A 25,194-nucleotide genomic window follows, 5' to 3' on the forward strand; every position below is an offset into this window, starting at 1 on the left:
CGCTCCCGCGTGACTGGAAACTTGCCTTTTACTCCCGTTGGTCGCAAAAGGTTTCAAACAAATAATGGAATGTGAGATGGAAAAGTCAGAAATCAAAGACCCAAAGCCCTACAATCCGAAAGGCGGCAGGCCGCGCAAAAAAGTAAAAAGGGAAACTCAGCTAATGGTCAGGCTGACGGAAAACGAGCGTTTTCTGGTCGAAGAAAAAGCCAGGGATGCCGGAATGAAACCAAGTGCCTGGTTTCGGCAAGCTGCAAAGAAAGCGAAAGTCTTAGCCAGGCTCAAACCCGATGACCTCAAACATCTCAGGACACTGACGGGTATTGCCAACAACCTGAATCAGCTGACGCACCTTGCTCACAAGGAAGGCTTGACATTCGTTCGGCAATCCTGCAAAGAGCTGCTTTTGCAAATTGATGTGATCTTAAAAAAGCTCGGGAGCGATGATCGGTAAGGTTACGATTGGATGCAGTTTTGGTGGTGTCGTCCGGTATGTGATGGAAAAGCAGGAGGCTACTCTGCTAATGGCTGAAGGTGTCAGAACAGGTGAAGTCCGCTGCATGATAGAAGATTTCAACATGCAAAGGAAAGTAAATCCGGACTTGACGAAAGCTGTCGGGCATATTTCGCTGAGTTGGAGCAAACAGGACCAAGCTATGCTTTCGCCTGAGATTATGAAGCAACGTGCATTAGACTATATGGAAAAGATGAAGATCACCGAGACACAGTTTATTCTGGTCGAGCACCGGGACAAAAACCATCCCCATCTGCATATCATCTACAACCGGGTGGATAACGAAGGTAAGACGATCTCAGACCGGTTTCAGAAAGAGCGGAACTACAAAGCCTGCAAAGAGATCACACTAGAATACGGATACTATTTAGGAAGTGGCAAACAGCAGGTCAACCGGCAGCAGCTTAAAGGTGCAGACAAAGTCAGATATGAATTGTATGATGCAATAAAATTGGCAAGTGCTAACGCTGGCAGCTGGACAGAGTTGAGCACAAAGCTGGAAAGGCAAGGTATCCAGACCATTTTCAAGTATAAATCTGGCGCGAGCGAGATCCAAGGTGTGAGCTTTGCCAAAGACGATATGCAATTTAAAGGATCAAAAATCGATCGTAGTTTAAGCTTTGGCAGGCTGGATGCGTTGATCCGGCACAATCAGAAACTGGCGATGACGCAGCCGTTTCGGATGCAGCCAGAATATCTACCCGACCACCCACAGGAAAGATTCCGCCCCACTCCTTTCTCCCAGCAGATTACGGACGACAAAATACTTGATGAGTTGCTCCTACCTGTCCAGCAATACAACCAGCAGGTCACGGATCCATCAAAAAAGAAAAAACGTAAAAAACACTTAGGACAAAGCTTATGAAAAAGATAGAAGAACAACTCGAGTCGATTGAAGAAGTGCTTTCACTTCTTATCAGGAAAAACGCGTCAATTGAGAACCTGATCCAAACTGCGACTGACACTCAAAACAAGACGCTTGCCGATGCCTTGATTGAGTTAAAAACGGATTTAATACAGGAGCCGTCTGCTCAACAGTTGGAGACTTACTTTTCCCAGATAAAGCAAGCAATTGTAAATGTCCAAAAAACGTCAGAAGTCAGGCATCACCATCACTTCGACCTTCAATCGAAAGGCTTCATTATCTCGGCAGCAGCGCTATTGCTCTCAACGGCTATAAGCGTCGCCGTGGCCATAAGCAACTATAATGAAAGCAGCAGACTGCATGAAAGCAATCTCAAATTCCGCATTGCCAGGCAGCTTAGTCCGGCGCTTACAGCCAGAGTTGATAGTATTTACTATAAAGACCCCGAACGAGCAAAACTTGAAACGCAAAAGCGAGAGGCACGTGATCTGTCTGTAAAAGAGGTAGAAGAGCTTTTAAAAAACAAGCACAATGAAACGAGAGAAGCGGGTGAGTTACTTAAAAAGCTTAAAAGACAATGAGCTTCTGTTGGGGGTTGGTGAGTAGTAAAAACAGTCCATATTTATCCAGACTCCTAATTGCCTTTACATAGTGTTAATTATACAACAAGTTAAACCACTATAAATCAGTGATTTAAGAACAATTGTTTTGCTAATTAATAAGCGTTGCTAGTGATAACTGAGACTAGCGACCGAATCTTCTTCGGTCTTACAGTATGTCGCATTTAATGGCAACTATATAGCAGTTGGGACAATATTGAAATAGTGCTTGATTCTCAGTATATTGCTTTCGACAAACCACTTGACTATGAAAAAGCTACTTCGCTGGACACTAAGGATTATATTCCTTCCATTTTGGTTAGTTGGCAAAACGAGCGGCCGTAGGATTATTTATAAATAAATCATAGAAGCTATGATAGACAGAATTTTAAGATGGATCGGAAAGGTAATCCGCCTTCACATTACATATGTGTAAATTGAGAGGTATTTAAGGGAATATTTTCAAAGAGGCTAAATGCCTCTTTTCTGTGTCTGTTGTTAATGGTAAAGCTCACTTTTAGGGCATTCGCTCATTGTTGCCTTCTTGTCAGGTAGTTCATCATTTCTGAGCTCCGTCAATGGTTTGTTTTGCATGCTCCTGGGAACGTTTGCTTTGAAGAGTTCATACTGCACGACTTTTATAGAGCTGTAAATTCTGCCGGTCAAATTAACCGTAATATTAAGTCCGGCATATGTTGCTCCCAAGAACATTACATTTGTCTCTCAGGCAACGCCAGGTAAGCTTTAACGAGGCAGTCGTAAATGGTCGCTTTATTTAACCTTCCCGGATCCCTTAGTTTGAATTCAAAAAGTCTGTCAGTGTATTCATCATATACAAAGAATAGCAACGGATCTTCGCACGTATAAATCTTATATGGCTTGTTTCCAATCCATCCCATATAAGCCATAAAATGGTCGAGCTTGAATGCTTGGATCTCCTGGATAAAATGATAATCGGTCATGCCAGTGAATTTCTGGCTATTTAGGGTATACCAAAGCCAATGCATGAATCCAGTTAGCCGCCGGTGGGATTGATTTAACTAACGGCAGCTCCTGAATAATCTCAGGATTTGCATGTCTAATTATAATCTCATGATTGTTTAACTCGCGGTAGCAAAGCTATACTGAGGTGAGCACCAGTGTTTCTCCATGTTTTGAGTATGCCAAAGCTTTGTTAGCTGGGAAAAATGTGTCATCAAGCGCCAATTGCGCCGATTAAACTGTCTGCGACCCACCTGCAATAATGCTCTAACAACGACTTTTATTAATCGATCACTTTACGGATTACTTTGTACTCATCGGCAGCCAGCACATCGATCTTGCCATCAGTAGCCTTATGTATCTGGTCACGAAACCGTTTTACCCGCGAAAGCATCGGTTCAATGATCGTGTTACTGTGACCTACGAAATCATATAAGTCTTGCTGGTTTGCCGGCAGCTTATAACCACGCGAGCTGCTGGCAATCAGCACACCGGCGTCCCGGAGTGGGGCAATCACTTTCGTTTGAAAATAATGAAGCGAAACATTCTTTCCCCGTCTGGCCCTGATATGCTCCATGAGCTCAAAGCTGGTAATGTAACGGGTGGGGCTAATATGCCGGAAATGAAAAAGCAGGTAGCTCACGCTGCTCACCTGGTCAATGGACTGGGGCGCCTTGTCACCGGATTTACGATGCAGGAAATAATTGGCCAGGTTGACGCTAAGCTCGGACAAAAGCGGATCGAAGCTGGGTCCTGGCTGCGGCTGATTAATCAAATTATGTGCAAAGGCATCTGGCCAGAACCTGATAGTTAAGACCTTCCGTTTAAGAATTTCTATAAACTCCCCTCTTTGATCAGTGATTACCGTTTCATCGTAGCAGCGCGCGAGTGTGCCTGCAATAAAATGGGCGAGCTGGACAATCAGGCTATTATCAGCGGCCACAAAGCCAAAGGAGGATTCATTGAAAAGGTTGGCAATATGGTTCTGCTGCACATAAGTAATAAAGCCTTTCATAAAGGTCTCATCCCCAGCGCGGCCAGCAACCATTTCCAAGTCCGGAAATATCCGGAATAACTCCCGGTCAGCCAGTCCATGCAGGAACTTGAAAAAGGAGCCTTTATACCGGAGCCCCTCCCCTATCAACTGGCGCTTATCGACGATAACTGAAAACACCTGGAAGGGCAACTCTTCCAGGTCTTCCAGCACTTCTTTCCTTTTAAGATGGTTATTGCCCGTCTTTTCTGAGTCAATTTGTCCACTATCAAAGTGACGCTTGCTAATTGCCCCGAGCACTGCCACAACCTTTTCAACGTCTGCCTTGCCGACGATAAGGGAAGTCACAATAAAATGGGTTGTTGGCAGGATCCCGGACGGCCCCTTTTTAGGAAAGTCAAGTGCATTGTTGCCCCACTCACTTAAAAAGGCTGTTTGATGATGCATAATGGCTTAGACCGGAGACCGGCAAAAGTGGTTAACGTTTAGTGCTTACCGGCACGGATACTTTTGATTATTCTGCGGGCTGTTCAGCTGTTTGCTGAATATCCTTTGGCCTGCGTCCCCGTGGTTTGCCGGTATAAGGTACTTTTTCAGATGCCTGCTCCGGTGAGATTTCCAACGCGTAACCAACTGACCCCTCATGCTGAAAGATTGAAGCGGTGAAGACATATTTCTGATTGCCGTAATCGATACCCCCTTTGCTTAGGATCAATTCCAATGGCAAGGAGTAGCCACGGCCGGAGCGTTTAATTGAAAAAGCGTTCTCCTGCTCTGTGGGGACCAGGTAAAGGTTTTTGATCTTGCGTTTACCATCATCAGTTCCCACCAGGAACCTGGTTGTATCAGGTTCGATACCCAGCTCTTCAATGGCCAGTGACGGGAACACGATTTTGCCGGCAGCGGAAATATAGCCTTTGGGAAGTGATTTTGCCGCTGCTTTCTTGTCTGCTTTTTGCTCATTTTCCTGCACGGAAAAGAAGCGGATATTTTTAGCTTTCACTAATGGGTTTGGATTGGTAAGTAACGGAATGTGCAATATATAAAGCAGATGCCAAACAAAATAAATTTCGTCGAAGTGGTGCCAGCATAAGTAATATGACCAGGCGTTTGTTTAGCAATTACTAGTTGGTTTCAGGCAGCATTTTTGATTTTGGCAGGCTGGTCTCGCAAACCAGCGCTAAGTCACGGATAGGACAGTCAAATGCGGCTTTTTAATAACTGATTAATTGTCGTTGAAGCCTTCAACCAAACTAAATGGGAAAACAGAAATTAAATAGGACACTGAATCTTTCCCCACTTTAAGTCTAAAAGGGTAGGTAATAATACTTCCTGAGGATTTCAATCGTCAAGATATCCTTAACAGTTAACCTTACAGATCTGCAAGCTCCTGCAATAAGCCCACGTGTATAAATCGGGAGGTGTTAGACATAATTACATCTTCATCTCCAATCATCAAAGACACACTACGCTCGCCAAAATTAATAAGCAAAGGCTTTTCCAGTTTTAACCCCTCGGTGAGCATTTCAATGGTAACCGGCGTTGAAAGGGCAAAGTTTTGTTTCTTGAAAACCATCCTTAGGTATTCATATAGCCCTTCTACTGACTCCAAGGTTATGGTGTCAATCAGCGTGGCCGGATCCTGGATTTTTATCAAACCAACTAATATCATCGGATTCTTTTTTATCAATTAGTCGTAAGCTACTTAAATCTACGCACGTACGCCCTTTCAGTTCTTACTATTTATAAAATTCCAGGCCAGTGCATCTAAAAAGTGGGTGTTAGGCTAAGCTCATTTTCTCAAATAATTTTGAGATTTTGTATGTTATGTGTGAGTATTGTCAGATAGGCCTCGGTCTTTAAAGAGAATATACAGGAAGACAAATGTGGCTAATTTGTCTCCTGATGAAACAGATAAGAAGTCTAATAGTCTAATCCAAAAAATATTGTTCGAACGAGACAAACGTAGGGGCGATTCTACCGTCGCCAAAATAGCAAATTCTGCATTCTGTTTCTTCAAGATCGGACTTGAAGTCTCTTCTTCCTTGGCGAATAGAGTTAAAGCTGAAAATATGACAGATTTCGATATTGCTGAAATGTCCGTTGCAGCTACAAATTTTATTTTTTCCATAGAATTATATCTGAAGGCAATACACCGCCTCTGTAACGAAAAAGTAGAAAGTCATGAAGTACAGCGACTATATAAAAGACTACCAGTATCTGTGAAAAATGCACTCAATGCATATTACATAAAAGAAAGACTCCATTCAGCTGCACTCCATTCATTCACAGGTAATGCAGGTAGTCTCCGCGCTTACACAATTCATACTGCTGACAAAGAAGCTGTGTTAATTTCTTATGAATACAAAGACGATGGTAGCCTTTCTAACATGTTCAAAAACCACAACGAAGGATTTTCACGATGGCGATACATCTACGAGATAAACAACACAAAGCCTGCTTACGTCAATTTTGATAGTCTATGGGCTGCAGTTACTGCAATGATTGAAGTTATTGATGACCTAATGATCTTGCGCGGACTAGCGGCGTCCTCGGATTTGCGAACAGCGTATGACTTGGAAAAGAAAGACCGGCCGAAAGTGAACTACGAACTCGACAAGAAGGAAACAAAAATTCTGAACAATAATGTAAACACTAACAATCAATAACTATCGGAATAGAGCCAATTTACAGTTGGTAGTCAAATTAAGCTGAAACAACATTAACCGGGTATACTTACCATAATTTGACAATGACATCAGCTAGTCAACAAAATAAGGCAACCTTCTAAGATGTAGTATTCCGGACAACACAAAACAGCGGTAAGGTTACAATACCAACAAACATCTTCCGTCAACGGTGCTTGTCTCTTAAAATATAGCTGTTTGTTTCACCAAAGCCGTTGAGTTGACAAAAGATGAAATTGATTTCACAAACAACAAGATGAAACGAGAATGGACAAGGGGCTCATTTCTGGACGAACTTAAAACTTGTTTCATCCAGTCGATCGTTCTTACAAATATCAAATGTCAAAACATACTTAGAATTAGATACTTCTCCACGAGAAGCATCTAATGTCCTTAAATAAACCATTAATTCTTGTTTGATTTGTGTTTTTTTCATGTACATACTATATAATTTAGTTAGATTACTCACATAACTTGGGTGTAACGTAGCACCTCTAATGAGCGACATCGTTATGAATTTTGAATTTTGGGGAGTCGTTGACTCTCTGTTGCTAGAAACAAGCGAGACACTTACAATTGATAATCAAACCAATGTCTTTGCTCCTGAAGTAGCAGTGACACTTATAAATGATTTTCATCTAAAATTTTTTGGGGAAATTGCCGTCAGTATGATCCCTAAACAGCCCCTTTTGGTCATTTCTAGCGAACTTGGAAATCTAGTGCCGAATTTTAATCCGTCAGAAGCGTACAAGTCTATGGCATTTTTGAAGGATTTTACACACGATTTGACAACGGCACTTTGGTTTATTAAAGATAATGGTGTCTGCGTACGGCAAAGCTTCTTTATGCCCGAAGACATTGAACAGACTGGGGTCGCATATTATCAGGGATTGACGAATGCAGAAGGTTTTAGAAAGCCAACTAAGTTTACAATCGAGGAGTTTAGTGAATCAGCGGTGATTATGGAAAAATTCAAGCAGGTTTGCCCTCCGCCAAACGCGGCTGAAAACCTTCATGATAAAATGGGGACTAGAGATGAATTTTTACAGAGGGGGCTAGATTCGAATCACTTGTTACCGTATAATTTCCCTAGGCTTACAAGAGCTTTGTTTATGTTGGATCAAGCAAGAAGAACGCCTGCGCCAGTTGTAAAAATAACATTTTACATGAGCGCCTTTGAATGTCTATTTTCGGACGGCGATACAGAGGCTATAACCTATAAATTAGGACAAAGAGTAGCATTTTTGCTCGCAACCGACAAACAAGAAAGACTTAATATTCGAAATTCTGTTAAAGAAGGTTACAAGGTACGATCATCTTACATCCACGGATCAGAATTATCAGGGCAACTAAAAAATCATGATAAACTAATATCCATTTCTGTTGAGATAGACGATCTACTTAGAAAAACATTTCTAAAAGTAATTAGTGAGTATGGTGAGCAGTTTATGCTATCCAATAACGCATTTAAGAAGTGGCTAGAAGAAGAACTCATCTATGGGAGTAATCAGTCAAGTCGAGTGACTACCTGAAAAGACTGGCATCCGCACATTGCCTGGCCAGTTCGTATGGCTGTCTCATATTTGTGCATTGCACTTGACATAACGCCTGTTATATAACAAAATATTATTTGGTTATTTCAGTGTATTGACTCTCAGTAAATCCTTATGGAGTATAGGTTATCTTATGTTAAATAGAAACCACATGCCTTGTGCCTACAATAGAGGCCTACTCAGATTTAATGTTCCATTAGACGCATAGATGATTTATGGGAAATGCGCTCCAGTTGCATTTTTTTCAACCATGCAATACTCGAATTTGAAGCTCGCGAAAGAAATTTGTATATTTCTAAAAAAAACATGGTTACTTACAAATTTCTTGATGATACAACCCTTAGAAATTGATCGTAATCCAACTCCAGGAGATCAGCTATTTATCGAAAAAGGAGAAAACCTAGCTTGGTTGAATCACGCTTTTCAGCAGTTCGGAAATTACGCAGACTGCTATCAAAATTGTGCAATTACTCTCATAGACGATGCTTTGCAAAACACTGCTCAGAGAGATTATAAGATATACCCTATTGTATTTCTAATACGACACTATTTTGAACTAAGACTAAAAGAGCTAATTCAGGGAATAAATTACCTCGAGAAACAAACAGATGAATTCCCTACTGGACACCAACTGCAAGGACTATGGGCTACTTTTCAGAAGCGCTACTCGGACGTAGTCGAAAAATTGGATCCAGCTGACCCGGTGATTTTATCATTAACAGACCTCATTGATGAGATCTCAGGACTAGATCCTGATTCTATGACTTTTCGATACCCAGTTGATCAGAAAGGGAAAAATTACTCTCGACCAGAGTATATTGATCTAGACAACCTAAGGCAAGTCTACCTTCGATGCTGCAAAGTTCTAGACTCCATGGCAATGCAGGTAAGTCAGTACAGCGAGTCCCTGAGTGAGATACTCTCTGAAACATACGATTATTACAATGAGTAAATAACTTAATATAATTACAGAAGTTACTATAAATGAATCAATTGAATTACAACCATGTCTATATCGTGATGTTCTCGATCCAAAACTTTGCATATCAAACCGAAACCTATTTGTCCTAGTCACTTTAGACTATTAAGAATATGAGATTACGTAACTGGCTTAAAAGATTTATTCGAATCTCTGGAATTTGACAAAGTCGAAATAGAAAAATCAAAATGTAAATAAAATTTTACAAAACCGTACCAAAACGTATGCCTACAATATACAAACAATGAGTGAAAGAGCAGCAATAGACACAATAAGAGGCTATTTTTACCAATTCGACTACTCCATTGTTCAAGTTCTAAATCTAAATGCAGAAACTGATAAAATTACAATAGAAGGAATTGAAGATGTAGATATTAGTACGGCCACTGACGAAACAGCGATACAATGTAAATACTATTCAAAAACAGAGTACAATCATTCAGCAATTTCAGAACCGATACGACTAATATTGAATCATTTTCATGAAACATTAAAAGGTAAAGGCAAAAAAATTAATTATAAGCTTCGCGGGCATTATAAATCGGGGCAAAGCAAGTTAGTATTACCATTAACGGTGGAATCACTAAAATCTAACTTCCTTATATACAAACGAGCAGACCTAAAATATGAACACCATAAGGATCTATCACTTTCTGACAGGGATTTGCAAGAATTTATAGATAGACTTGAAATTGATATCAACGCAGAAGACTTTGATGTCCAATTTAGTAATGTAAGAACTAAGTTAAAAGGCATTTTCAACTGCAGTGATTTCTCATCTGAATTCTTTTTTTATAACAACGCTTTGCGAGTAATAAAGGATCTAGCAACAAAACAGCAGTTATCAGAAAGAACCATATCAAAAAGAGATTTTTTACGACAAATAGACACATCTGAAATATTATTCAACGAATGGTTTTTAAAGACAAAAGGAGAAAAACAGCATTATTTATTTTTAAGGAAAGAATATTTTACAACGCTAAATGTTTCACCTTTCGAGAGATTATTCGCCATTGAGATTGATCCAAATACATATGTTCGAAGTGAAATAAAAAGTATATTGTTTGCCATCTCAAAAAAATGGTCAAAACTTTCCCGAAGAGAACCAAGCCCCTTTTGCCCATACATATACATTCATAAAATAGATCCGAAGGAACTAATAGAATTAAAGAAAGAGCTTATCTCAGAAGGGTTTCATATAAACGACGGCTACGACTTCAGTGGAGCCGATTTTAATGTTCAATCAATTATAAAAAAACCTGATTATAACAATCAAATAAAACTAAAAATAATAAATTCATTAGAGTTTGTTGAACCAACGTTATCAACAATATCCAAAACCAAAGAGATTTACCAGTTTTTTATATCAAATAATTTTATAAGTGTTTTAAATCCTGCAATTAAACATATACAAATCCAAGTAAATAATCATAACGACATTAAACAAATAATTTGATATGTCAAATGAGAAAATTAATGCGCAAGTAATAGCAGTATTTCCTAACAAGGTTAGAATTGTTGTGGATGATTTAGAGGACTTTAAAGTCGCCGAAGAGTCTTTAAAGGTCGGATCCTATTTGAAGATTGAGGATAACGAAAATGCAATTTTAATTGCGGTAATTGAAAACTTTCAAATCACCGTTAATAGTATTGGATCCAGAGATCATATAATAGAAGCATTTCCACTTGGGATACTTCGTGGTAACAAATTCGAAAGAGGGGGAGATTCCCTAGCAATCCCGCCTAAGGAAGTTCGACCAGCGGGTATTGATGAAATTAAGAAAATATATGAGGATTCGATAGAAGAAACTGAGAGATTTACATTTGCTGAACTCTCATCAAACCGCTCTGTTCGAGTTCCGGTCAACGGCAATAAATTTTTCAATAAACACATAGCAGTGGTCGGTTCAACTGGCTCTGGAAAATCCCATACGCTCTCTACCTTAATCCAAAAAGCGGTTTCTGGTAAGAGTGGTAATTTCGCGTTAAATAATTCTCATATAATCATATTTGATATTCATTCGGAATATAGATCAGCATTCCCAGATGCAAATTATATAGACACATCTAATTTAATTTTGCCATACTGGTTGTTAAACAGTGAAGAACTTGAAGAATTCTTTTTAGATACAGAAGCTAATGATCATAATCAGCGATATATATTTAAGGAAGCTGTTGTTGCTAATAGAATAGAAAGTTTTTCCGGAGGCGCTGATGCGAGAAGGAAAATTCATTATGACTCTCCATTGTATTTCGATATTCAAAAAGTGCTTGACTATGCAATCCTTAAAAACACAGAACAGATTGATTCTGGTGAAGAATATCAAAGTGGTGCGAAGAAAGGCCAACCTAAAACGACTCAGGGAAGTTTGTTTGGAAAATTAACAAATTATGTTAATAGATTAGAAAATAAAATTAACGATACTAGACTTGACTTTCTGCTCAGTGATCGAGCAAAAAAGATTACTTTTGAGCAAACACTGGGAAATCTTTTGGGATATTCCGATAAGAATTCCAATGTTACCATAATTGACCTCAGCGGTGTTCCATTTGAGGTTTTAAGCATCACTGTTTCTTTAATATCGAGGTTAATATTTGAATATGGATATTATTATAAGAGATTAAGGTTTAATAATAACCCGTCTGAGAAAGTCAATAATGATATCCCAATCCTCTTGGTTTACGAAGAAGCGCACAAGTACGTACCCAATAGTGATTTGATGAAGTTCCGGTCATCAAAGAAATCTATTGAGCGAATCGCGAAAGAAGGACGCAAATATGGTGTAACGCTGCTCTTGGCAAGTCAGCGCCCTTCGGAAATATCTGAAACCATATTCTCCCAGTGTAACAATTTTATCGCAATGAGACTTACTAATCCTGTTGATCAAGGTTATGTAAAAAAGTTGCTTCCCGATACCCTCGGTTCTCTCATAGACAAAATGACTTCATTTAAGCAGGGAGAGGCTTTACTTGTAGGAGAGTCTATTATTTTACCATCAATAGTTCAAATAGATTGTTGTTTACCAGAACCTTCGTCAAATGATATTCCGTATTGGAAGTTATGGCGGGATGAATGGAAAGCTTTAAGTTTTATTGAATTAAAAAGCGAATGGCATAAATAGCAAAAATACCTGGTACACCTGCATGGCCATACTGCTTGAAACTGCTGCGCATAAACTTGATTGCATCCCAAAAAGTCACTCTAATTTCAGGAATCAACTCTTGTCTGCTTCCATCTTGCCAACGTTGATGATCTGGATATGCATCTGGGCTGTTCATGGTTTGGTGTTTACTGTCGATAGCAGATTTACAAAAACCATGCTAAACTATTATCATAGGCTTCCAGGTGAACGGAGATCTCGGCCAGCTAAGGAAGTAGTTATTATCTCTATGGCACCTGCTCAGGACCCAATTGAGTAGATATTGCCGCAAAAAGACTAACCTCTTTTGTTCGGCTACAATCTAATTAAGAAAACTAAATTCTCAGGTACGATTTAAGGAATAGGTAATTTGCGTATATTTAAAGAGTTACCCGCAAGAAAAATAAATGATCTAATATGGCAGTATTTTCTCCACATACAGATATTTACAAAATAAAAATCATATTAGACAACATAAACAAAGTTGTCTTTTGGTTAACTCTACTTCTGTCAATTCTACCCCTTGCTTTTCAGAATAGCTACCAATTATGCGGATCTACTGATTTGATCAATATTTTCAATATAATAGGTATTATTTTGTTTTTTGTAATTGAAATTGTAAACGAGTATATTCTACTTCCACTTGCTGACGATAAGCGACGCGACGACTTTATTGACAATTCTTTCGGCTCGAAATTTTCAATTAAAAACTCAATTGACTACTATGATAATCAGGAAGTTGCAAAAGGAATTTATAAAGCAGCAGTAAATCAATTTGAAAACTGTTTTTTTACATACTCCCTAGTTAAAATTGCCTTTATTTGGAAAATTATAATTCCAACTTTAATGCTAGTATTGATGTCCATTTTAGCATATTACGGTTTTTCGCAAGTTCCCTTTGCTCTTACTATTTTGCAATCTTTTTTTTCAGCAAATATTATTGGAAATTTAGTTAAACACCTAATTTTAATGAATCGTCTTTCGTCTATTCAGGATTCATGGCTACAACTATTTCAAAATGTGAATCTTAATGAAGAAGTTTCAACCTATCAACCACATATTTTAAGGTACTGGCTTCAATATGAAACATTACACAGTAAAATCAATGCTGACATATCACCCGGTTTATTCAAGAAAAATAACGCAAAACTAACAAAAGATTGGAGCGATTTAAAAATTAAATACAACATTGCTGATGGCACAAATCAATAGTAGGTTACAAATAATTGCATCAGATTTGTTTATAAAATATAACTCTGACGAACGTGATTACATAGAGGATAAAATCAGTAATCTTAAAGCAAATCTTAAAGATTGGTTTGGAAGTTCTATAAGTGAAATTCTTGTCTTTGGATCTTACAAGCGAGATACAATTTTACCAAGAAAATTTGACGAGCATTCTGATGTCGATATTTTAGTTGTATTTTCTGGTGCTGAACAGGAAAGAACACCAGAAACTTATAGGACAAGACTTAAAAAGTTTGCAGAAGGAAAATATCCTACTTCAAAAGTTTTAAAAGATCATCCGTCAATTGTGTTAGAAATGAATAAAATAAAGTTCGACCTTGTCCCTAGTAGGAAGTCTGGTTATTATTCAACTACCTATGAAATACCTGACAAAAGTGGTTATTGGATGAGTACCGATCCTATTGGTTTTAATGCTTCCGTTACAGAAGCAAATACGAGATATCTTTCCATTGTAAAGCCAATTATTAGATTATTTAAACGATGGAATGCAAATAATGACTATCCGTTTACAACTTATGATTTAGAAAAGGACATTGCTGCAATGAATTTCCATGGTGATAATTATCAAACAGGTTTTTTGTATGTCATATCCCAACTTTCATCTTATGGCCTAAGTATTGCCGGTGGACAAAAAGTTGAAACCTTGAAAGCAAACGGTAATTGGGTAATTGAATATCTAAATAGAGATAATCAAGAAAAAGCAATAGAAGTAACTTGTAGAATCCTCGGAATAAAGCCGTAATATCCTGCTGCTGAAAGCTTTAAACAAACGGATAACTTCCAGTAACAGGTAGTGATAATTTAAAGAAGAAACTTTTACCTTGGTAGAGAGTACTCAGCTCGCTTTGAGGACTAAATTAAATTTTTAAGATCTATCTACTTGACTTTAAGCTGCTCTGTGAAATTATATGAAAGTTCATCAGGCATTAGATTTAGCGATTTATCGTCGCTGCTGTCGCCAGCCTTTTCAATACAAATTGAGACCTTATAAATGACTGTCGTTCGTAGTCAGTTTAAGGTCCACATAGTGTGATGGGGTTTGGTCCTCGACAATATTTCCTTCATTACCTAGGTGTCCGGTAAATTGAGCATCAAGGTCTTTATATCTTGACGTATAAAGCTTCATAAAATATAGAATAGCGCCAGCTGCTCCCCCTATTATTACTACTATGTATGATATACTTTCTAAAATATCTTTCATCTGGTGAGTTGAAAACGGTAAATGCGGAGCGGAATAACAATATGTCCTATGACAAAAGTTAATCGCAATCAATATTTTTGAGCTCATTTTCAATTTCCTCAACCGTCGGAGAATTACTCCTTAAATCTTCCGGTAGTGTATGTACCCCGTTTTTCAGACAGCCATTTGTTGTTGTATTTCTTTTTTCAACAGCAAGTCTTTCCATTCGAAGGATGTCATGTTGCTAAGTCCTTCATGAGGTCTTCGCTCGTTATACTCTTCGATCCATTCGGCTGTTAATTGTCTAACCTGATCAAGATCAAAAAATAAATAGGCGTCCAAAATGGCTTCTCTATAAAGCCGATTGAATCGTTCAATGAAGCCATTTTGTGTAGGCTTTCCCGGCTGGATAAACCGTTTTTCGATGTTATTGTCCGCGCACCAAATTGCAAAATCCTTGGACGTAAATTCCGGCCCGTTGTCCGATCTAATGGTTTTGGGTAATCCTCTACTTTCTACAATCCGCCCAAAGTCCTGATAATTCTCTTCGATGACAGTGATGTGTCTACTTCTATTGCCAAAGCTTCTCTAGAACAGTCGTCAATTACGTTGAAGGTTCTGAACTTACGATTGCCTACCATGCTATCACTCATAAAATCAACGCTCCAGGTATCATTCACTTCGGAAGGCTGAACCAGTGGTTGTTTAACTCGATCTGGCAATCTACGCTTACCTTTTCGCCTCTTATTGAGCTTTAAAGCCTGATAAAGACGGTGCACCCGCTTATGGTTCCAAGGCTTTCCTGATCTCCGTAGGTAAGCAAAGAGCTTTCTAAATCCGTATGAGGGATGCTTAAAAGCCAGTTCCTGTAAAGATTCGATTACCTCAGAATCATCTTTGCAGCTGCTATAATAGTATTGGGAGCGGACAAGGTCAACGATTTTACAGGCTCTGTTCACAGCGATATTATGCTCCTGAACAATCTCGTCCGTCAATTGCCTTTTTGCGGCAGAGCCCAGCCTCTTTTTGTGAAAAGTTCTTTAAGGATATGATTATCAAGGCTCAAATCGGCATACATCTTTTTCAGCCTGACATTTTCTTCCTCTAAATCTTTAAGCCGTTTGACATCAGAAGTTTCCATACCACCATACCGGCTTTTCCAATTATAAAACGTAGCCTCTGAAATGCTGTGTTGCCGGCAGATCTCCTTTGTCGGGATGCCAGCTTCCTGTTGTTTGAGAATCGAGACGATTTGCGTCTCTGTGAATCGCGTCTTTTTCATCAGTTTAAAATTAAGTGATATTCTCTAATTTTAAACTGTCTGATTTTTAGGGATACTTACAAGTTCAGGCCTCCTTGCTCGAAAATTTTAGAATTAAATCGCCATGATATAGGCTTTAACACTGGCAGTTGAAGGGAAAGGAAATCGAAGACTAGGCAAAGTACTGCAATGCGATTAGGGTCCGCGTCGGTAAAGCTGCCATGGAGAGATAAGCCGGAAGGGAAAAGAAGAAGCGCTTCACCTGGTGCAGCGGCCGACCAGGAACCAATGGGAAAAGTATCGGGTGTCTCACCAACTCAGGGCGGCTATCAAAATGACACTTTTTACGCCCTTCTGCCAGTCCGATCACGGCCGGCGCTGGTCCTAAGAAACGGACGTTTACTGTGATAAATTAAACTACATTGCTACTTCTTAGATAGCCCAATGTTCAAGTATAGCTCTCAATAATCATTGAAAATATAATATGAAGGTTCTAACCCTTTTGGTATTTGTAATCTGCGCTTGTTCTAAACAGCCAGAATATGAAATAAATAACTCATCTATTAAGCTAGATAGCTCATTAGTAAACTTTGTTAAAGAATTTATAAAAGAGACTAATTGTCAAGATGCTTTAAATGAAATCACAATAGACAAGATCCTACCTGACAGCACAATCATAACCATTCAAACAAGATCTTCGTACAGAAGATATTTTACGGAGAATCCCAAGAGAAGGCTAATCGTCATAGCTAACACTCCTTTTTTTTACTATGATGGCTCAGAAGAATTTTTAGAAAATATCCCGTTAGATACAACGGAAATTAATTTCAAAAATGCACAGATTGGTGATATGGCTTGGACTTATGTAAAAAGTCAAGGCAAAGTGACTAAGTATAAAGATGGGGGTGGTCCATGGTTTTATCCAACCTTCTATTTGCCAAAACCCAAAATAATTTTTTTTCCTCCTAGTGGGAATTGAGTTATCTAGCTCCTAAAAGGAAGGCTACCAGAACCTTGCACGATTCAAAGAACTTTCGCAAAACGCCGCTTGCCTCCTTGTTCTTTGTTCCGTCACTTAACATAAAAAGGGCTATAGAAACGGCAATGCAGCAACAAGCCGTTTGCTGTTTTGTCATAGTTAGCGTTGACAAAAGACTTTGGCACTTCAAATTAACGAAGAGTGTATGCTTTTTTGAAATACTTGCAGCATTTTAACGTTTTACAAAAAACGGTTACATATACGTCTGTTTAAAGTGTCTTTCCACAATGTCTAATGAAAAGAACAAAGGTCGTAGCTGTTAAAGCAGTATTAATACTCATTATTTTAACCAGCACTATTTCTTGTAGCGGTTTTAAAGAAAGTAGATTATCTACGACCGAGTCTGTCAATTTAATAGATTCTAGTCGAGATACTATTTTTTCAATAGCAAATCGAAAAAAATACTATAATGCTACGATCACTCTTAAAGGAATGTTTTCGGATACATCCGTCATTAGTTTTTCGACAGATACACTTTTACAAAAAACTACATTTTTTGTCCCTGACACAGGAAATGAATTTTCACAAATACTTAATTTAGAGAGTATTAGGTCTGATTCGCTATTTATAAAGTATCACCCGACTAAGAATTCAATCTTCGGGTACATGAAAATTGCCGTTACTTTTCTATAAAAAAAGACATTAGCCGTTTAGAGTTCGTAAAACAATTAGTAGTTCTTTTCTTCTTTGAAATACAAGCCATATTTAAAGCTTGGTGTTTTCTGCCTCTCATGCTTGCGTTTAATTTACGGCTGCCACGCTAGCTCTTTCTTTTCCCTTTGTTCTACTCGACAGCCTGGCTTTACTCTTTGGCTTGCCAGGCCTGATACCTCCGACCAGCCACAATCGTATCGGCACGTTCCATCACTGTTCCGTTCAGTATTGTTCTCCGGTATTGGAAGGTTTCGCTGACTCACGTTCATAGCCTAACGTTTGGTCAAAAGTTTTCTTTCAGCACTCTGTAAAATCCCGCCGGTCATATTGCCCGAATTTCTGGCTGTGCACTGCGTTGCTTCCCTGGTGACAATAAAGTGCTAATCTATTATAAAACAAACGTTGGTTTACATTTAACCATGGTTTGAATGAACCGGGCTGTGTATAAAGAGATTGGTATGATGGTAGATCGTGTAAAAATTCGTTCGAATTTTTACACAGCTTAAAGCGGTTACAAAATCGCACACCTCATTTCCAGGTCTCCTCCTGTTTCCTTTTTTCTAGCAGTAAACCAGATTATGTAACTTCTTTCTAATTACATAATCTGGTTCTCAGTATGAAAAGACCGCATTCATTCGAATTTATGGCCATCATATTGATGATAGCCGTATTTGTTTTCTTATTCTACCGATCAATTTTTACAGAAGAAAGTGCGACTTCTATGCCTCAGGAGCCTAAACCGCCTTTCCCATACTATCAGGAGTATATTACATTTGAAAATCCGAAAGCTGGGATTAAGCTTGCAGGTACCCTGACTATGCCCGCGCGCGAGGGCAATTTTCCTGCTGTTATCTTAATTAGTGGTGGCGGTCCGAGCGACCGGAACGTGGAATCTATGGGACACAAGCCCTTCATGGTTATCGCCGATCACCTGACACGAAACGGAATTGTAGTTCTGAGATTCGACGACCGGGGTGTCAAGCTATCACAAGGTGACTATCTATCGGCTACTTCGGCAGATTTTGCAGACGATGCAGAAAGTGCAATAAGCTATCTAAAAACAAGAAGAGAAATCAATCCCGTAAAAATTGGACTTGCCGGCCACAGCGAAGGAGGTTTGATTGCGCCCATTGTTGCTGCTCGTTCAAAGGACGTAGCATTCATCATCATGCTCGCTGGCCCGGGAATGCCGGGCGATTCTTCCATATTATTACAAATGGCTGCTCTCCAACGCATCCGGAAATACCCCGAAACGCGAATCCAGCACGCACAAACGGTATTCGGTGGTGCATTGAAGATCGTTAAGCAATCCAATGACCGGACTATTTTACAACAAAAGTTGAAGTACTATGTCAACGCAAATCTCGACAGTTTATCTGCATTCACATCGGATAGCGCTTCGCTTGCACAATCGCGAACCATAGTGATAAAGAACTTTTCATCAGTGTGGACCCAATTTTTGGTGAAATGGAATCCGATACCGACGCTTGAAAAAGTAGCGTGCCCTATTCTGGCATTAATCGGAGAGAAGGACTACCAGGTACCCCCACGGGAACATTTCAGGGGTATAATGAGAGCCACTAAAAAAAGCGGAAACAAGAATGTGAAACTAGTCGAATTACCCAACTTAAACCATTTGTTCCATAACTCTAAGACCGGTGGCCCTGAAGAATATTACAAGACAGCCGAAACATTTTGTCCCCTGGCCTTGACAGAAATGACAACCTGGATACTTCAAATAACACATTCATAAATTTAAAGAAAGCACAACCACTTAATTCACAAAATAGAAGGCCACTTTCTCGCAGTAAGGTCTTAAACAAGTAAGAAAGGTTTGCTGCCTAGCACCGGGCGCAGCTACTTTTTTTCTTTTAAATGGAAAATGAATAAAAAAAACAGCGAGTCTGTGACAAATCTTTACTGTAAGCATACTAATAGTTGAAATAGCTTTGAAGCCGCAGAATCTATGTCCTTTGAAAAAGATTTTATCAGAACCATCCAGGATCATACCGGTATTATTAACGGTATCTGCAAGACATACTTTCCCAAATCTGATGATTTTAAAGATGCCAGGCAAGATGTCATTTTACAGCTGTGGCGTTCCTTTCCAACGTTTCGAGGAGAGTCAAAAATCAGTACCTGGATTTACAAGGTGGCTCTTAATACCATTTTAGCCAAAAGGAAAAAGGATCACAACCTGGTTGCAAATGAACCATTATCACAACTGCATCTTGATCATATTACTTCCGGCGCCGATGGAACGGCAGATTTTACCCAGGAATTTTCCTGGTTGGTTAACACCCTTGAGGATTGTGACAGGGCTATTATTATTCTTTTGGTTGAAGGATATTCCAATAAGGAAATTGCGGTCATACTTGATCTAACTGCAACTAATATAAGCACAAGGCTGAACCGAATAAAACACAAACTTAAAGACCGCTATCACAATGAACAACAGTAGGTTACAAAATGCCTGGAAGCAACAAAAAATGAATTTGGAAGATCAGCTGATCTCTGAAGAAGAAATTCTGTTTGCAATACTTCCGGATCATGACAAACAACAGAAAGCTCGACGGCTGCTTTACAACGCATCGTCTTTTGTATTCTTACTTATCTTTTGTCAAACCTGTTAATGCTAAGTTACATAATATGGGATGTTGAGCCAGAAGTATTCTCTTGGTCAACTGTGCCGCGTTGGTATGGTGTTTTTTGGGCAATTGGGATCTTCCTGAGCATTGCTGTTGCAGGTTATATCTTTAAAATAGAGAAGCGTCAACCCAAAGAAGTCGATGAACTTACCCTGTATTTAATTATTGGCACCTTGGTTGGCGCACGGTTAGGGCACATTTTGTTTTATGACCCCCTGCATTACTGGCAGCATCCGATCGAGATTTTGCCTGTCTCCTTAACTCCTTCATTTCATTTTACCGGTCTAGCAGGACTAGCTAGCCATGGAGGCGGGATTGGCTTGATCACTTCGGCCTTCATTTTCGCCAGGCGAAAAAAAATGGATTTCCTTTGGCTCTTAGACCGGATTGCTATCGTAGTCCCATTATGCGGGGCATTCATACGATTAGGAAATCTAATGAATTCGGAAATGATCGGAGTACCTAGTAATATGCCTTGGGCATTTGTCTTCAACAATATTGATAATATTCCAAGACACCCGGCTCAGTTGTACGAAGCGGTTTATTGTGGTTTAATATTCGGCCTTATCTTTTATTTATGGCACCGCAAACGGCATCAATGGAGCAATGGAGTTCTGTTTGGCATAATGATATCAATCCTTTTCTCCTTCCGCTTTATAGATGAGTTCTTTAAAGAAAATCAGGAAGCGTTTGAAAATGACATGATAATCAATATGGGTCAAATACTTAGCATTCCATTCATTCTACTTGGTTTGCTCATTATCACTATTCGTATCAACAAGCCTATTCATAAGTGAATGCAGACGAAGGACGTGCTCTATTTAACGTATATCAAGTTTCATTAACTGTACAATTTCTATTTTCTTGTCAATAATATGGCATAAAACGAGACGCGTCGATAGTTCGTTTTAACGACGGTTTGAATGAACCCAGGCTATGTATAAAGAGATTGGATGATTGCCGATTGTGTAAAGATTCGTTCGTTTTATTATATACCTGATGGGCCTAGAATCAGATCTCCAATAAAAGCATCAAGCTTTTTTGCACAAAAATTCTAGAGTTCACTGAGAGTGGATGTAGGTGCCAATATTCAGGACGGGCCATAGTAATTATACCAGACAACTCAGTTGTAAGAAGTCTGCTTATATTCCTAGGTCAGGAAAGCGGATTAATAGCTCAATGGTTGCACCTGATTATGTTTTCTAAACAATGTTAAAAATGCTATATTTCACATTTATGTGAAATTAATCTTACATTTGTGCTATGAAAGATACCAAGGTACAAATCGTGGAGTCCGCCATTACGGTTTTTAATACAGACTATTCAGCTTCGCTGGATATGGTTGCGGAAAAAGCAGGGATACACCGGCGGACGCTGCACCTGTACTTTGGCAATCGACAAGCACTGATTGCGTGTTGCAAAGCTGAGATGATGACGACTTGCCAACAGGCTATGACAGTGGCTTATCAAGCTTCAAGCGACCCTGCAAAACAACTTGAATTGATGCTGTATGCCGGAATAGATTGTGGTGCCAAGTATGCATTTTTAGATAAGATTTATGGACATACTGCATATGGCGATGTAACGCAGGATGAGAAAAACGGCACATACGACTCCATCAAGGCCAAGTGGTTCAAAGTGATTGCTTCCCTTCAGCAAAACGGCCTGGTCAACCAACAGCTCTCAATAGCCTGGATTTTTGCCTTATTTGGCAGCATGATCACTAATACAATCAATGTAAGCAACTCAGGCGATGTTGCTCAAAACGATATTAAAGCTTTTGCGTGGTATTCCTTTAGCAAAAGCATTGGTTTGTAATTGAACGTTGATGAATTAGAATATTTCTTAAAACAATACATACAACATGAGTGATCAAGAGCTGATCCGGGGACTTCCGGGTTTTGAGAATAAATATCTGGACGTGAATGGTACACCTTTACATGTTGTGGAAGGTGGCAGTGGCCACCCTTTGCTGCTGCTTCCAGGTTGGCCGCAGACCTGGTGGGCTTTCAGTAAGATTATGCCGATCCTGGCGCAGCATTTTCAGGTTATTGCCGTTGATGTCCGGGGCATGGGCACTTCCGCTAAGCCGGAAACTGGTTATGACAAGAAAAATATGGCCCTGGATATCTATGAGCTGGTAAAGAGGTACAAATTCGAAAAGGTCTATATAGCCGGACATGATATCAGCACCACCATTGTCCATAGTTTCGCCGCTCAGTTTGCTGAGATTACCGCAAAAGCAGTTTTTTTAGACACGGTTCCCATCGACGAGAACATTCATCGTATTCCAATGCTTGCGCCAGCGGGCTATCCAGCTGGCGCATTCTATCCCTGGTGGATTGCATTTAATCAGGTTCAGGATTTACCAGAAGAGTTGCTTGAAAACCGAAGCCATATTTTACTGGATTATATGTTTGATAATCTGAGCTTTGATAAAAGTTCTATAACAGAGTACGACCGTTTGGTGTATGCGGCATCTTACAACCAGATCGGTAATATCCGGGCTGCCAACAAGTGGTACCAGAGCTTTCCGCAAGATGCTATTGATAGTAAAGGTTATCAGAAATTATCAATGCCGGTTCTGGGCATCGCAGGCGAAGGGAATAATATGCTCGAAGCTGGACTGCAAATAATTGCTGAGCACTATCAATGGCATACAATACCCAAAACCGGCCATTTCCTTGTTGAAGAAAGCCCTACGGAGGTAGCTGAACTGATGATCAGATTTCTTAACGGGTAACACAGGGAAGGGACTACTGTATTAGGGGTTCAGTATCATTTATCATAATCGGTAGAGTGGAATCTGCAGGTTATTGTTGAAGCATATTGGTATGAACCAATAAAATCAGTGAAAACCGAGGTGTCCAAGAGTACGGAAAAACCACTGTTTAAATGAACCCATCACTACAAATATCTCTGTCAAAACAGTGCACACAATTCTAAAATCCACACCCAATCAAGGTGATCTGCACAAAAATGAAGTTGTAGTCATGCAGCTGACATACAGCTGTCATCGCCGCTAAATACCTTTGGAATGACGAAAACAAAATATTCAGTTTTATGAAATTTACATCCATTAGAATTATTACCGCAAACATTAACCCTCTAATCGCTTTTTATGAAAGAGTTACAGGTTTGCCGGTTACCCAGCATACGGAAGATTTTGCAGAGTTGCGTTCTTCATCTTTCATAATAGCGATAGGCAGTACCGCACCTTAAAACTTTTCGGAGGAGCTCATCTTGCGAAACCGGCTTCAAATTACTCCGTAATACTGGAGTTTCATGTGGATGACGTCGATGCTGAATTTCATAATCTTAAAGAATTCCTGGGAGATAATATTTTTCAGACACCAACGACAATGCCATGGGGCAACCGCTCAATGCTGTTTCGTGATCTTGATGGAAACCTTGTGAATTTCTTTACGCCTGCCACCTTATAAGCAGACTAATACAGTTTGGGCTATTGACACTTCCCCTTCTATATTATCGACAGCTATTAGGTTGTCGCTACTAGCAATTTAGGGCTATGTTTTTCAAAAAGACCTGTTGCCAAATATATAATTTAATTATATATTTGGCAACAGGTAAACGATGGAATCGATGATACAACATTTTTTAGTTGCCTTGCTAATAACCATAATAGCTTTTTCTGGTGATATTTCATTTGCTCAATCCAGAGAGTTAAAGGGCACCTGGATCAGCGCAGAACAAGATCTGATTGAAATTCTAGACACAGGTCAAACCTCCAATAATTATCTAGCCAATAAGCTGTTAAATGAAGATCGTTTTGAGCTGTACATTTTAGGCGACACATTAAGCTTTCAACAGACGTACACTACTTCTGCAACAAATTTCAAGGTTGAATATACTGATCGCTGTGATTTGAAAATTGTCAGTGTAAACGACTCAGCTCTTGTGGTTAAACCCGTTTCCGAATTCTCAAAAAAGTATTTTCAGGATCGTCCCATTATCCGTTTGAGAAGGAAGGAGCTCATTGTTGACAAAACATTAGTTTTTGAAAGACTGTTCTACCAAGCGATTTGGAGTGGGCCAACCATTGAGTTAGAGGTTGATAGCACCAGACATGCTTACATGAATTATACAAATACAGATGAAGACTACAAAGTTACTTTGGCAACCGGCAGTTATTCAGCAGTGTTGAATGATGAAACGTTCAACGAGTTAATTTGTCAATTACAAAACTGCAGTTTACGCTCATTAAGATTTATAGATGTTAAGGGAGCCGATTCACCAGTTAAAACATTGATCGTTTATTCTAATGGTAAGCGCAAATATCTTAAATCCATTGCTCCTCCCCGAATAGCAGAAGACCTTTTACGCTTTATTAATTGGCAATTGGTTGGTTATGACAAATGGACACCAGCAGTCCATAAAATGGAAATTAAGCGCTAGCTTGTAAGTCATACCTTGGATCTTATGGAGCAAAGACCTTATGCATTTCGACATGTCCTCAGTCTTTTAGCAGGATCTGCTGTCGGATGGTTGTCGATGGTAGAATTCACCTCATGGATATTACCGTCCTACCCATTCAGCTTCGTACATGAGATGTTGTGGGGACTTATCTTCTTCATCTTTTTTTGTGTAATAATGATACGTATAAATTGGGAGATGAAAATTACAATCGGGGTAGTGTTCCGGATCTTCATTGCATGTATCGCAATACCTTATCTGCTCTTTTATTTTTTCTCTTTATCATAAAATTCTTTTGGTTGCATAGAAGATCCTTCCTTTTACCCTCGCAGCCTCCCTCCCATTTTGCTCACCGAGTGCTTCAAGCTTCATATTGTTGAATTCCGCCACGAGTTAGGTTCTACACTGTCAGTTAAGC

General features: G+C 39.3%; 24 protein-coding genes and 1 pseudogene. 18 read left to right on the forward strand and 7 right to left on the reverse strand.

Translation table 11 applies throughout. The features are described from left to right. Positions 1 to 76 precede the first annotated feature (76 nt). The 3 genes from L0659_RS21385 to L0659_RS21395 are packed head-to-tail and all read left to right on the forward strand — an operon-like array spanning position 77 to position 1,960. On the forward strand, positions 77 to 454 hold the full coding sequence (locus L0659_RS21385) for a MobC family plasmid mobilization relaxosome protein (RefSeq protein WP_235128618.1): 378 nt from the start codon (positions 77 to 79) through the stop codon (positions 452 to 454). Then, the gene (locus tag L0659_RS21390; RefSeq protein ID WP_235128619.1) at positions 444 to 1,379 is read left to right on the forward strand and encodes a relaxase/mobilization nuclease domain-containing protein; all 936 of its coding nucleotides are present in this window, start codon (positions 444 to 446) and stop codon (positions 1,377 to 1,379) included. The genes L0659_RS21385 and L0659_RS21390 overlap by 11 nt, the downstream gene beginning before the upstream one ends. Next, positions 1,376 to 1,960 carry a hypothetical protein gene (locus tag L0659_RS21395; protein ID WP_235128620.1) on the forward strand — a complete coding sequence of 195 codons (585 nt, stop codon included), beginning with the start codon at positions 1,376 to 1,378 and terminating at the stop codon, positions 1,958 to 1,960. Before L0659_RS21390 ends, L0659_RS21395 begins: the two co-directional genes overlap by 4 nt. Before the next feature lie 728 nt (positions 1,961 to 2,688). Here the strand turns inward: L0659_RS21395 and L0659_RS21400 are convergent. The 4 genes from L0659_RS21400 to L0659_RS21415 form a co-directional block, all read right to left on the reverse strand. Further along, a complete protein-coding gene (locus tag L0659_RS21400; protein ID WP_235128621.1) occupies positions 2,689 to 2,940 on the reverse strand; it encodes a hypothetical protein in 252 nt (83 codons plus the stop codon). A 302-nt stretch (positions 2,941 to 3,242) separates the two neighbouring features. Continuing rightward, the gene (locus L0659_RS21405) at positions 3,243 to 4,400 is read right to left on the reverse strand and encodes a DUF3800 domain-containing protein (RefSeq protein ID WP_235128622.1); all 1,158 of its coding nucleotides are present in this window, start codon (positions 4,398 to 4,400) and stop codon (positions 3,243 to 3,245) included. Positions 4,401 to 4,467: 67 nt separating this feature from the next. Beyond that, the gene (locus L0659_RS21410) at positions 4,468 to 4,956 is read right to left on the reverse strand and encodes a hypothetical protein (RefSeq protein WP_235128623.1); all 489 of its coding nucleotides are present in this window, start codon (positions 4,954 to 4,956) and stop codon (positions 4,468 to 4,470) included. Between the two features lie 369 nt (positions 4,957 to 5,325). Beyond that, entirely contained in the window at positions 5,326 to 5,625 is a 300-nt protein-coding gene (locus tag L0659_RS21415) for a hypothetical protein (RefSeq protein ID WP_235128624.1), read from the reverse strand. A 214-nt stretch (positions 5,626 to 5,839) separates the two neighbouring features. On the opposite strand from L0659_RS21415, the gene L0659_RS21420 reads away from it, so the two are divergent. The 4 genes from L0659_RS21420 (at position 5,840) to L0659_RS21435 (ending at position 12,294) form a co-directional block, all read left to right on the forward strand. Beyond that, positions 5,840 to 6,622, forward strand: coding sequence for a hypothetical protein (locus tag L0659_RS21420; RefSeq protein ID WP_235128625.1), 783 nt, complete (start codon positions 5,840 to 5,842; stop codon positions 6,620 to 6,622). A gap of 515 nt (positions 6,623 to 7,137) precedes the next feature. Then, positions 7,138 to 8,172, forward strand: a complete 1,035-nt coding sequence (locus L0659_RS21425) for a HEPN domain-containing protein (protein ID WP_235128626.1) — start codon at positions 7,138 to 7,140, stop codon at positions 8,170 to 8,172. Between the two features lie 1,244 nt (positions 8,173 to 9,416). Then, the gene (locus L0659_RS21430; protein ID WP_235128627.1) at positions 9,417 to 10,628 is read left to right on the forward strand and encodes a DUF4297 family anti-phage-associated protein; all 1,212 of its coding nucleotides are present in this window, start codon (positions 9,417 to 9,419) and stop codon (positions 10,626 to 10,628) included. A 1-nt stretch (position 10,629) separates the two neighbouring features. Continuing rightward, on the forward strand, positions 10,630 to 12,294 hold the full coding sequence (locus tag L0659_RS21435) for an ATP-binding protein (RefSeq protein ID WP_235128628.1): 1,665 nt from the start codon (positions 10,630 to 10,632) through the stop codon (positions 12,292 to 12,294). On the opposite strand, the gene L0659_RS21440 is transcribed toward L0659_RS21435, so the two are convergent. Continuing rightward, entirely contained in the window at positions 12,263 to 12,451 is a 189-nt protein-coding gene (locus L0659_RS21440; protein ID WP_235128629.1) for a hypothetical protein, read from the reverse strand. The two genes, L0659_RS21435 and L0659_RS21440, sit on opposite strands and share 32 nt — an antisense overlap. Before the next feature lie 278 nt (positions 12,452 to 12,729). On the opposite strand from L0659_RS21440, the gene L0659_RS21445 reads away from it, so the two are divergent. Together L0659_RS21445 and L0659_RS21450 are read left to right on the forward strand one after the other, a co-directional pair. Continuing rightward, a complete protein-coding gene (locus tag L0659_RS21445; RefSeq protein ID WP_235128630.1) occupies positions 12,730 to 13,524 on the forward strand; it encodes a hypothetical protein in 795 nt (264 codons plus the stop codon). Next, positions 13,508 to 14,302 (forward strand): SMODS domain-containing nucleotidyltransferase, encoded by a 795-nt coding sequence (locus L0659_RS21450; protein WP_235128631.1) that lies wholly within the window; start codon positions 13,508 to 13,510, stop codon positions 14,300 to 14,302. Before L0659_RS21445 ends, L0659_RS21450 begins: the two co-directional genes overlap by 17 nt. 517 nt (positions 14,303 to 14,819) lie before the next feature. On the opposite strand, the gene L0659_RS21455 is transcribed toward L0659_RS21450, so the two are convergent. Together L0659_RS21455 and L0659_RS21460 are read right to left on the reverse strand one after the other, a co-directional pair. Continuing rightward, positions 14,820 to 14,966, reverse strand: coding sequence for a hypothetical protein (locus L0659_RS21455; RefSeq protein ID WP_235128927.1), 147 nt, complete (start codon positions 14,964 to 14,966; stop codon positions 14,820 to 14,822). Next, positions 14,915 to 16,022 (reverse strand): annotated as a pseudogene (locus L0659_RS21460) (IS3 family transposase). Before L0659_RS21460 ends, L0659_RS21455 begins: the two are co-directional and overlap by 52 nt. Before the next feature lie 168 nt (positions 16,023 to 16,190). On the opposite strand from L0659_RS21460, the gene L0659_RS21465 reads away from it, so the two are divergent. The 9 genes from L0659_RS21465 to L0659_RS21500 all read left to right on the forward strand — a co-directional run bounded on the left by L0659_RS21465 (position 16,191) and on the right by L0659_RS21500 (position 24,758). Further along, the gene (locus L0659_RS21465) at positions 16,191 to 16,409 is read left to right on the forward strand and encodes a hypothetical protein (protein ID WP_235128632.1); all 219 of its coding nucleotides are present in this window, start codon (positions 16,191 to 16,193) and stop codon (positions 16,407 to 16,409) included. A 76-nt stretch (positions 16,410 to 16,485) separates the two neighbouring features. Then, a complete protein-coding gene (locus L0659_RS21470) occupies positions 16,486 to 16,980 on the forward strand; it encodes a hypothetical protein (protein WP_235128633.1) in 495 nt (164 codons plus the stop codon). Between the two features lie 1,330 nt (positions 16,981 to 18,310). Next, complete coding sequence (locus tag L0659_RS21475; RefSeq protein WP_235128634.1) at positions 18,311 to 19,447, forward strand: alpha/beta fold hydrolase; 1,137 nt, start codon at positions 18,311 to 18,313, stop codon at positions 19,445 to 19,447. 213 nt (positions 19,448 to 19,660) lie between these two features. After that, positions 19,661 to 20,155 (forward strand): RNA polymerase sigma factor, encoded by a 495-nt coding sequence (locus L0659_RS21480; protein WP_235128635.1) that lies wholly within the window; start codon positions 19,661 to 19,663, stop codon positions 20,153 to 20,155. A gap of 171 nt (positions 20,156 to 20,326) precedes the next feature. Continuing rightward, positions 20,327 to 21,139: a prolipoprotein diacylglyceryl transferase gene (gene lgt / locus L0659_RS21485; protein ID WP_235128636.1), complete on the forward strand. Its 813-nt coding sequence runs from the start codon at positions 20,327 to 20,329 to the stop codon at positions 21,137 to 21,139. Positions 21,140 to 21,605: 466 nt separating this feature from the next. Then, complete coding sequence (locus tag L0659_RS21490; protein WP_235128637.1) at positions 21,606 to 22,160, forward strand: TetR/AcrR family transcriptional regulator; 555 nt, start codon at positions 21,606 to 21,608, stop codon at positions 22,158 to 22,160. Positions 22,161 to 22,206: 46 nt separating this feature from the next. Beyond that, positions 22,207 to 23,085: an alpha/beta fold hydrolase gene (locus L0659_RS21495; protein WP_235128638.1), complete on the forward strand. Its 879-nt coding sequence runs from the start codon at positions 22,207 to 22,209 to the stop codon at positions 23,083 to 23,085. A 544-nt stretch (positions 23,086 to 23,629) separates the two neighbouring features. After that, positions 23,630 to 23,785 (forward strand): VOC family protein, encoded by a 156-nt coding sequence (locus L0659_RS26555; protein WP_409019322.1) that lies wholly within the window; start codon positions 23,630 to 23,632, stop codon positions 23,783 to 23,785. Between the two features lie 160 nt (positions 23,786 to 23,945). Beyond that, on the forward strand, positions 23,946 to 24,758 hold the full coding sequence (locus L0659_RS21500; RefSeq protein WP_235128639.1) for a hypothetical protein: 813 nt from the start codon (positions 23,946 to 23,948) through the stop codon (positions 24,756 to 24,758). Positions 24,759 to 25,194 lie beyond the last annotated feature (436 nt).

It is taken from the genome of Dyadobacter sp. CY347, from assembly GCF_021502655.1.
Taxonomy (GTDB): Bacteria; Bacteroidota; Bacteroidia; order Cytophagales; family Spirosomataceae; genus Dyadobacter.

Coding starts and splice junctions, on each gene's coding strand:
- L0659_RS21385 (WP_235128618.1), top strand. CDS start 77: ATGGAAAAGTCAGAAATCAAAGACCCAAAGCCCTACAATCCGAAAGGC.
- L0659_RS21390 (WP_235128619.1), top strand. CDS start 444: ATGATCGGTAAGGTTACGATTGGATGCAGTTTTGGTGGTGTCGTCCGG.
- L0659_RS21395 (WP_235128620.1), top strand. CDS start 1,376: ATGAAAAAGATAGAAGAACAACTCGAGTCGATTGAAGAAGTGCTTTCA.
- L0659_RS21400 (WP_235128621.1), bottom strand. CDS start 2,940: ATGACCGATTATCATTTTATCCAGGAGATCCAAGCATTCAAGCTCGAC.
- L0659_RS21405 (WP_235128622.1), bottom strand. CDS start 4,400: ATGCATCATCAAACAGCCTTTTTAAGTGAGTGGGGCAACAATGCACTT.
- L0659_RS21415 (WP_235128624.1), bottom strand. CDS start 5,625: ATGATATTAGTTGGTTTGATAAAAATCCAGGATCCGGCCACGCTGATT.
- L0659_RS21425 (WP_235128626.1), top strand. CDS start 7,138: ATGAGCGACATCGTTATGAATTTTGAATTTTGGGGAGTCGTTGACTCT.
- L0659_RS21430 (WP_235128627.1), top strand. CDS start 9,417: ATGAGTGAAAGAGCAGCAATAGACACAATAAGAGGCTATTTTTACCAA.
- L0659_RS21435 (WP_235128628.1), top strand. CDS start 10,630: ATGTCAAATGAGAAAATTAATGCGCAAGTAATAGCAGTATTTCCTAAC.
- L0659_RS21440 (WP_235128629.1), bottom strand. CDS start 12,451: ATGAACAGCCCAGATGCATATCCAGATCATCAACGTTGGCAAGATGGA.
- L0659_RS21445 (WP_235128630.1), top strand. CDS start 12,730: ATGGCAGTATTTTCTCCACATACAGATATTTACAAAATAAAAATCATA.
- L0659_RS21450 (WP_235128631.1), top strand. CDS start 13,508: ATGGCACAAATCAATAGTAGGTTACAAATAATTGCATCAGATTTGTTT.
- L0659_RS21455 (WP_235128927.1), bottom strand. CDS start 14,966: ATGGAAAGACTTGCTGTTGAAAAAAGAAATACAACAACAAATGGCTGT.
- L0659_RS21465 (WP_235128632.1), top strand. CDS start 16,191: ATGCGATTAGGGTCCGCGTCGGTAAAGCTGCCATGGAGAGATAAGCCG.
- L0659_RS21470 (WP_235128633.1), top strand. CDS start 16,486: ATGAAGGTTCTAACCCTTTTGGTATTTGTAATCTGCGCTTGTTCTAAA.
- L0659_RS21475 (WP_235128634.1), top strand. CDS start 18,311: ATGAAAAGACCGCATTCATTCGAATTTATGGCCATCATATTGATGATA.
- L0659_RS21480 (WP_235128635.1), top strand. CDS start 19,661: ATGTCCTTTGAAAAAGATTTTATCAGAACCATCCAGGATCATACCGGT.
- lgt (WP_235128636.1), top strand. CDS start 20,327: ATGCTAAGTTACATAATATGGGATGTTGAGCCAGAAGTATTCTCTTGG.
- L0659_RS21490 (WP_235128637.1), top strand. CDS start 21,606: ATGAAAGATACCAAGGTACAAATCGTGGAGTCCGCCATTACGGTTTTT.
- L0659_RS21495 (WP_235128638.1), top strand. CDS start 22,207: ATGAGTGATCAAGAGCTGATCCGGGGACTTCCGGGTTTTGAGAATAAA.
- L0659_RS21500 (WP_235128639.1), top strand. CDS start 23,946: ATGATACAACATTTTTTAGTTGCCTTGCTAATAACCATAATAGCTTTT.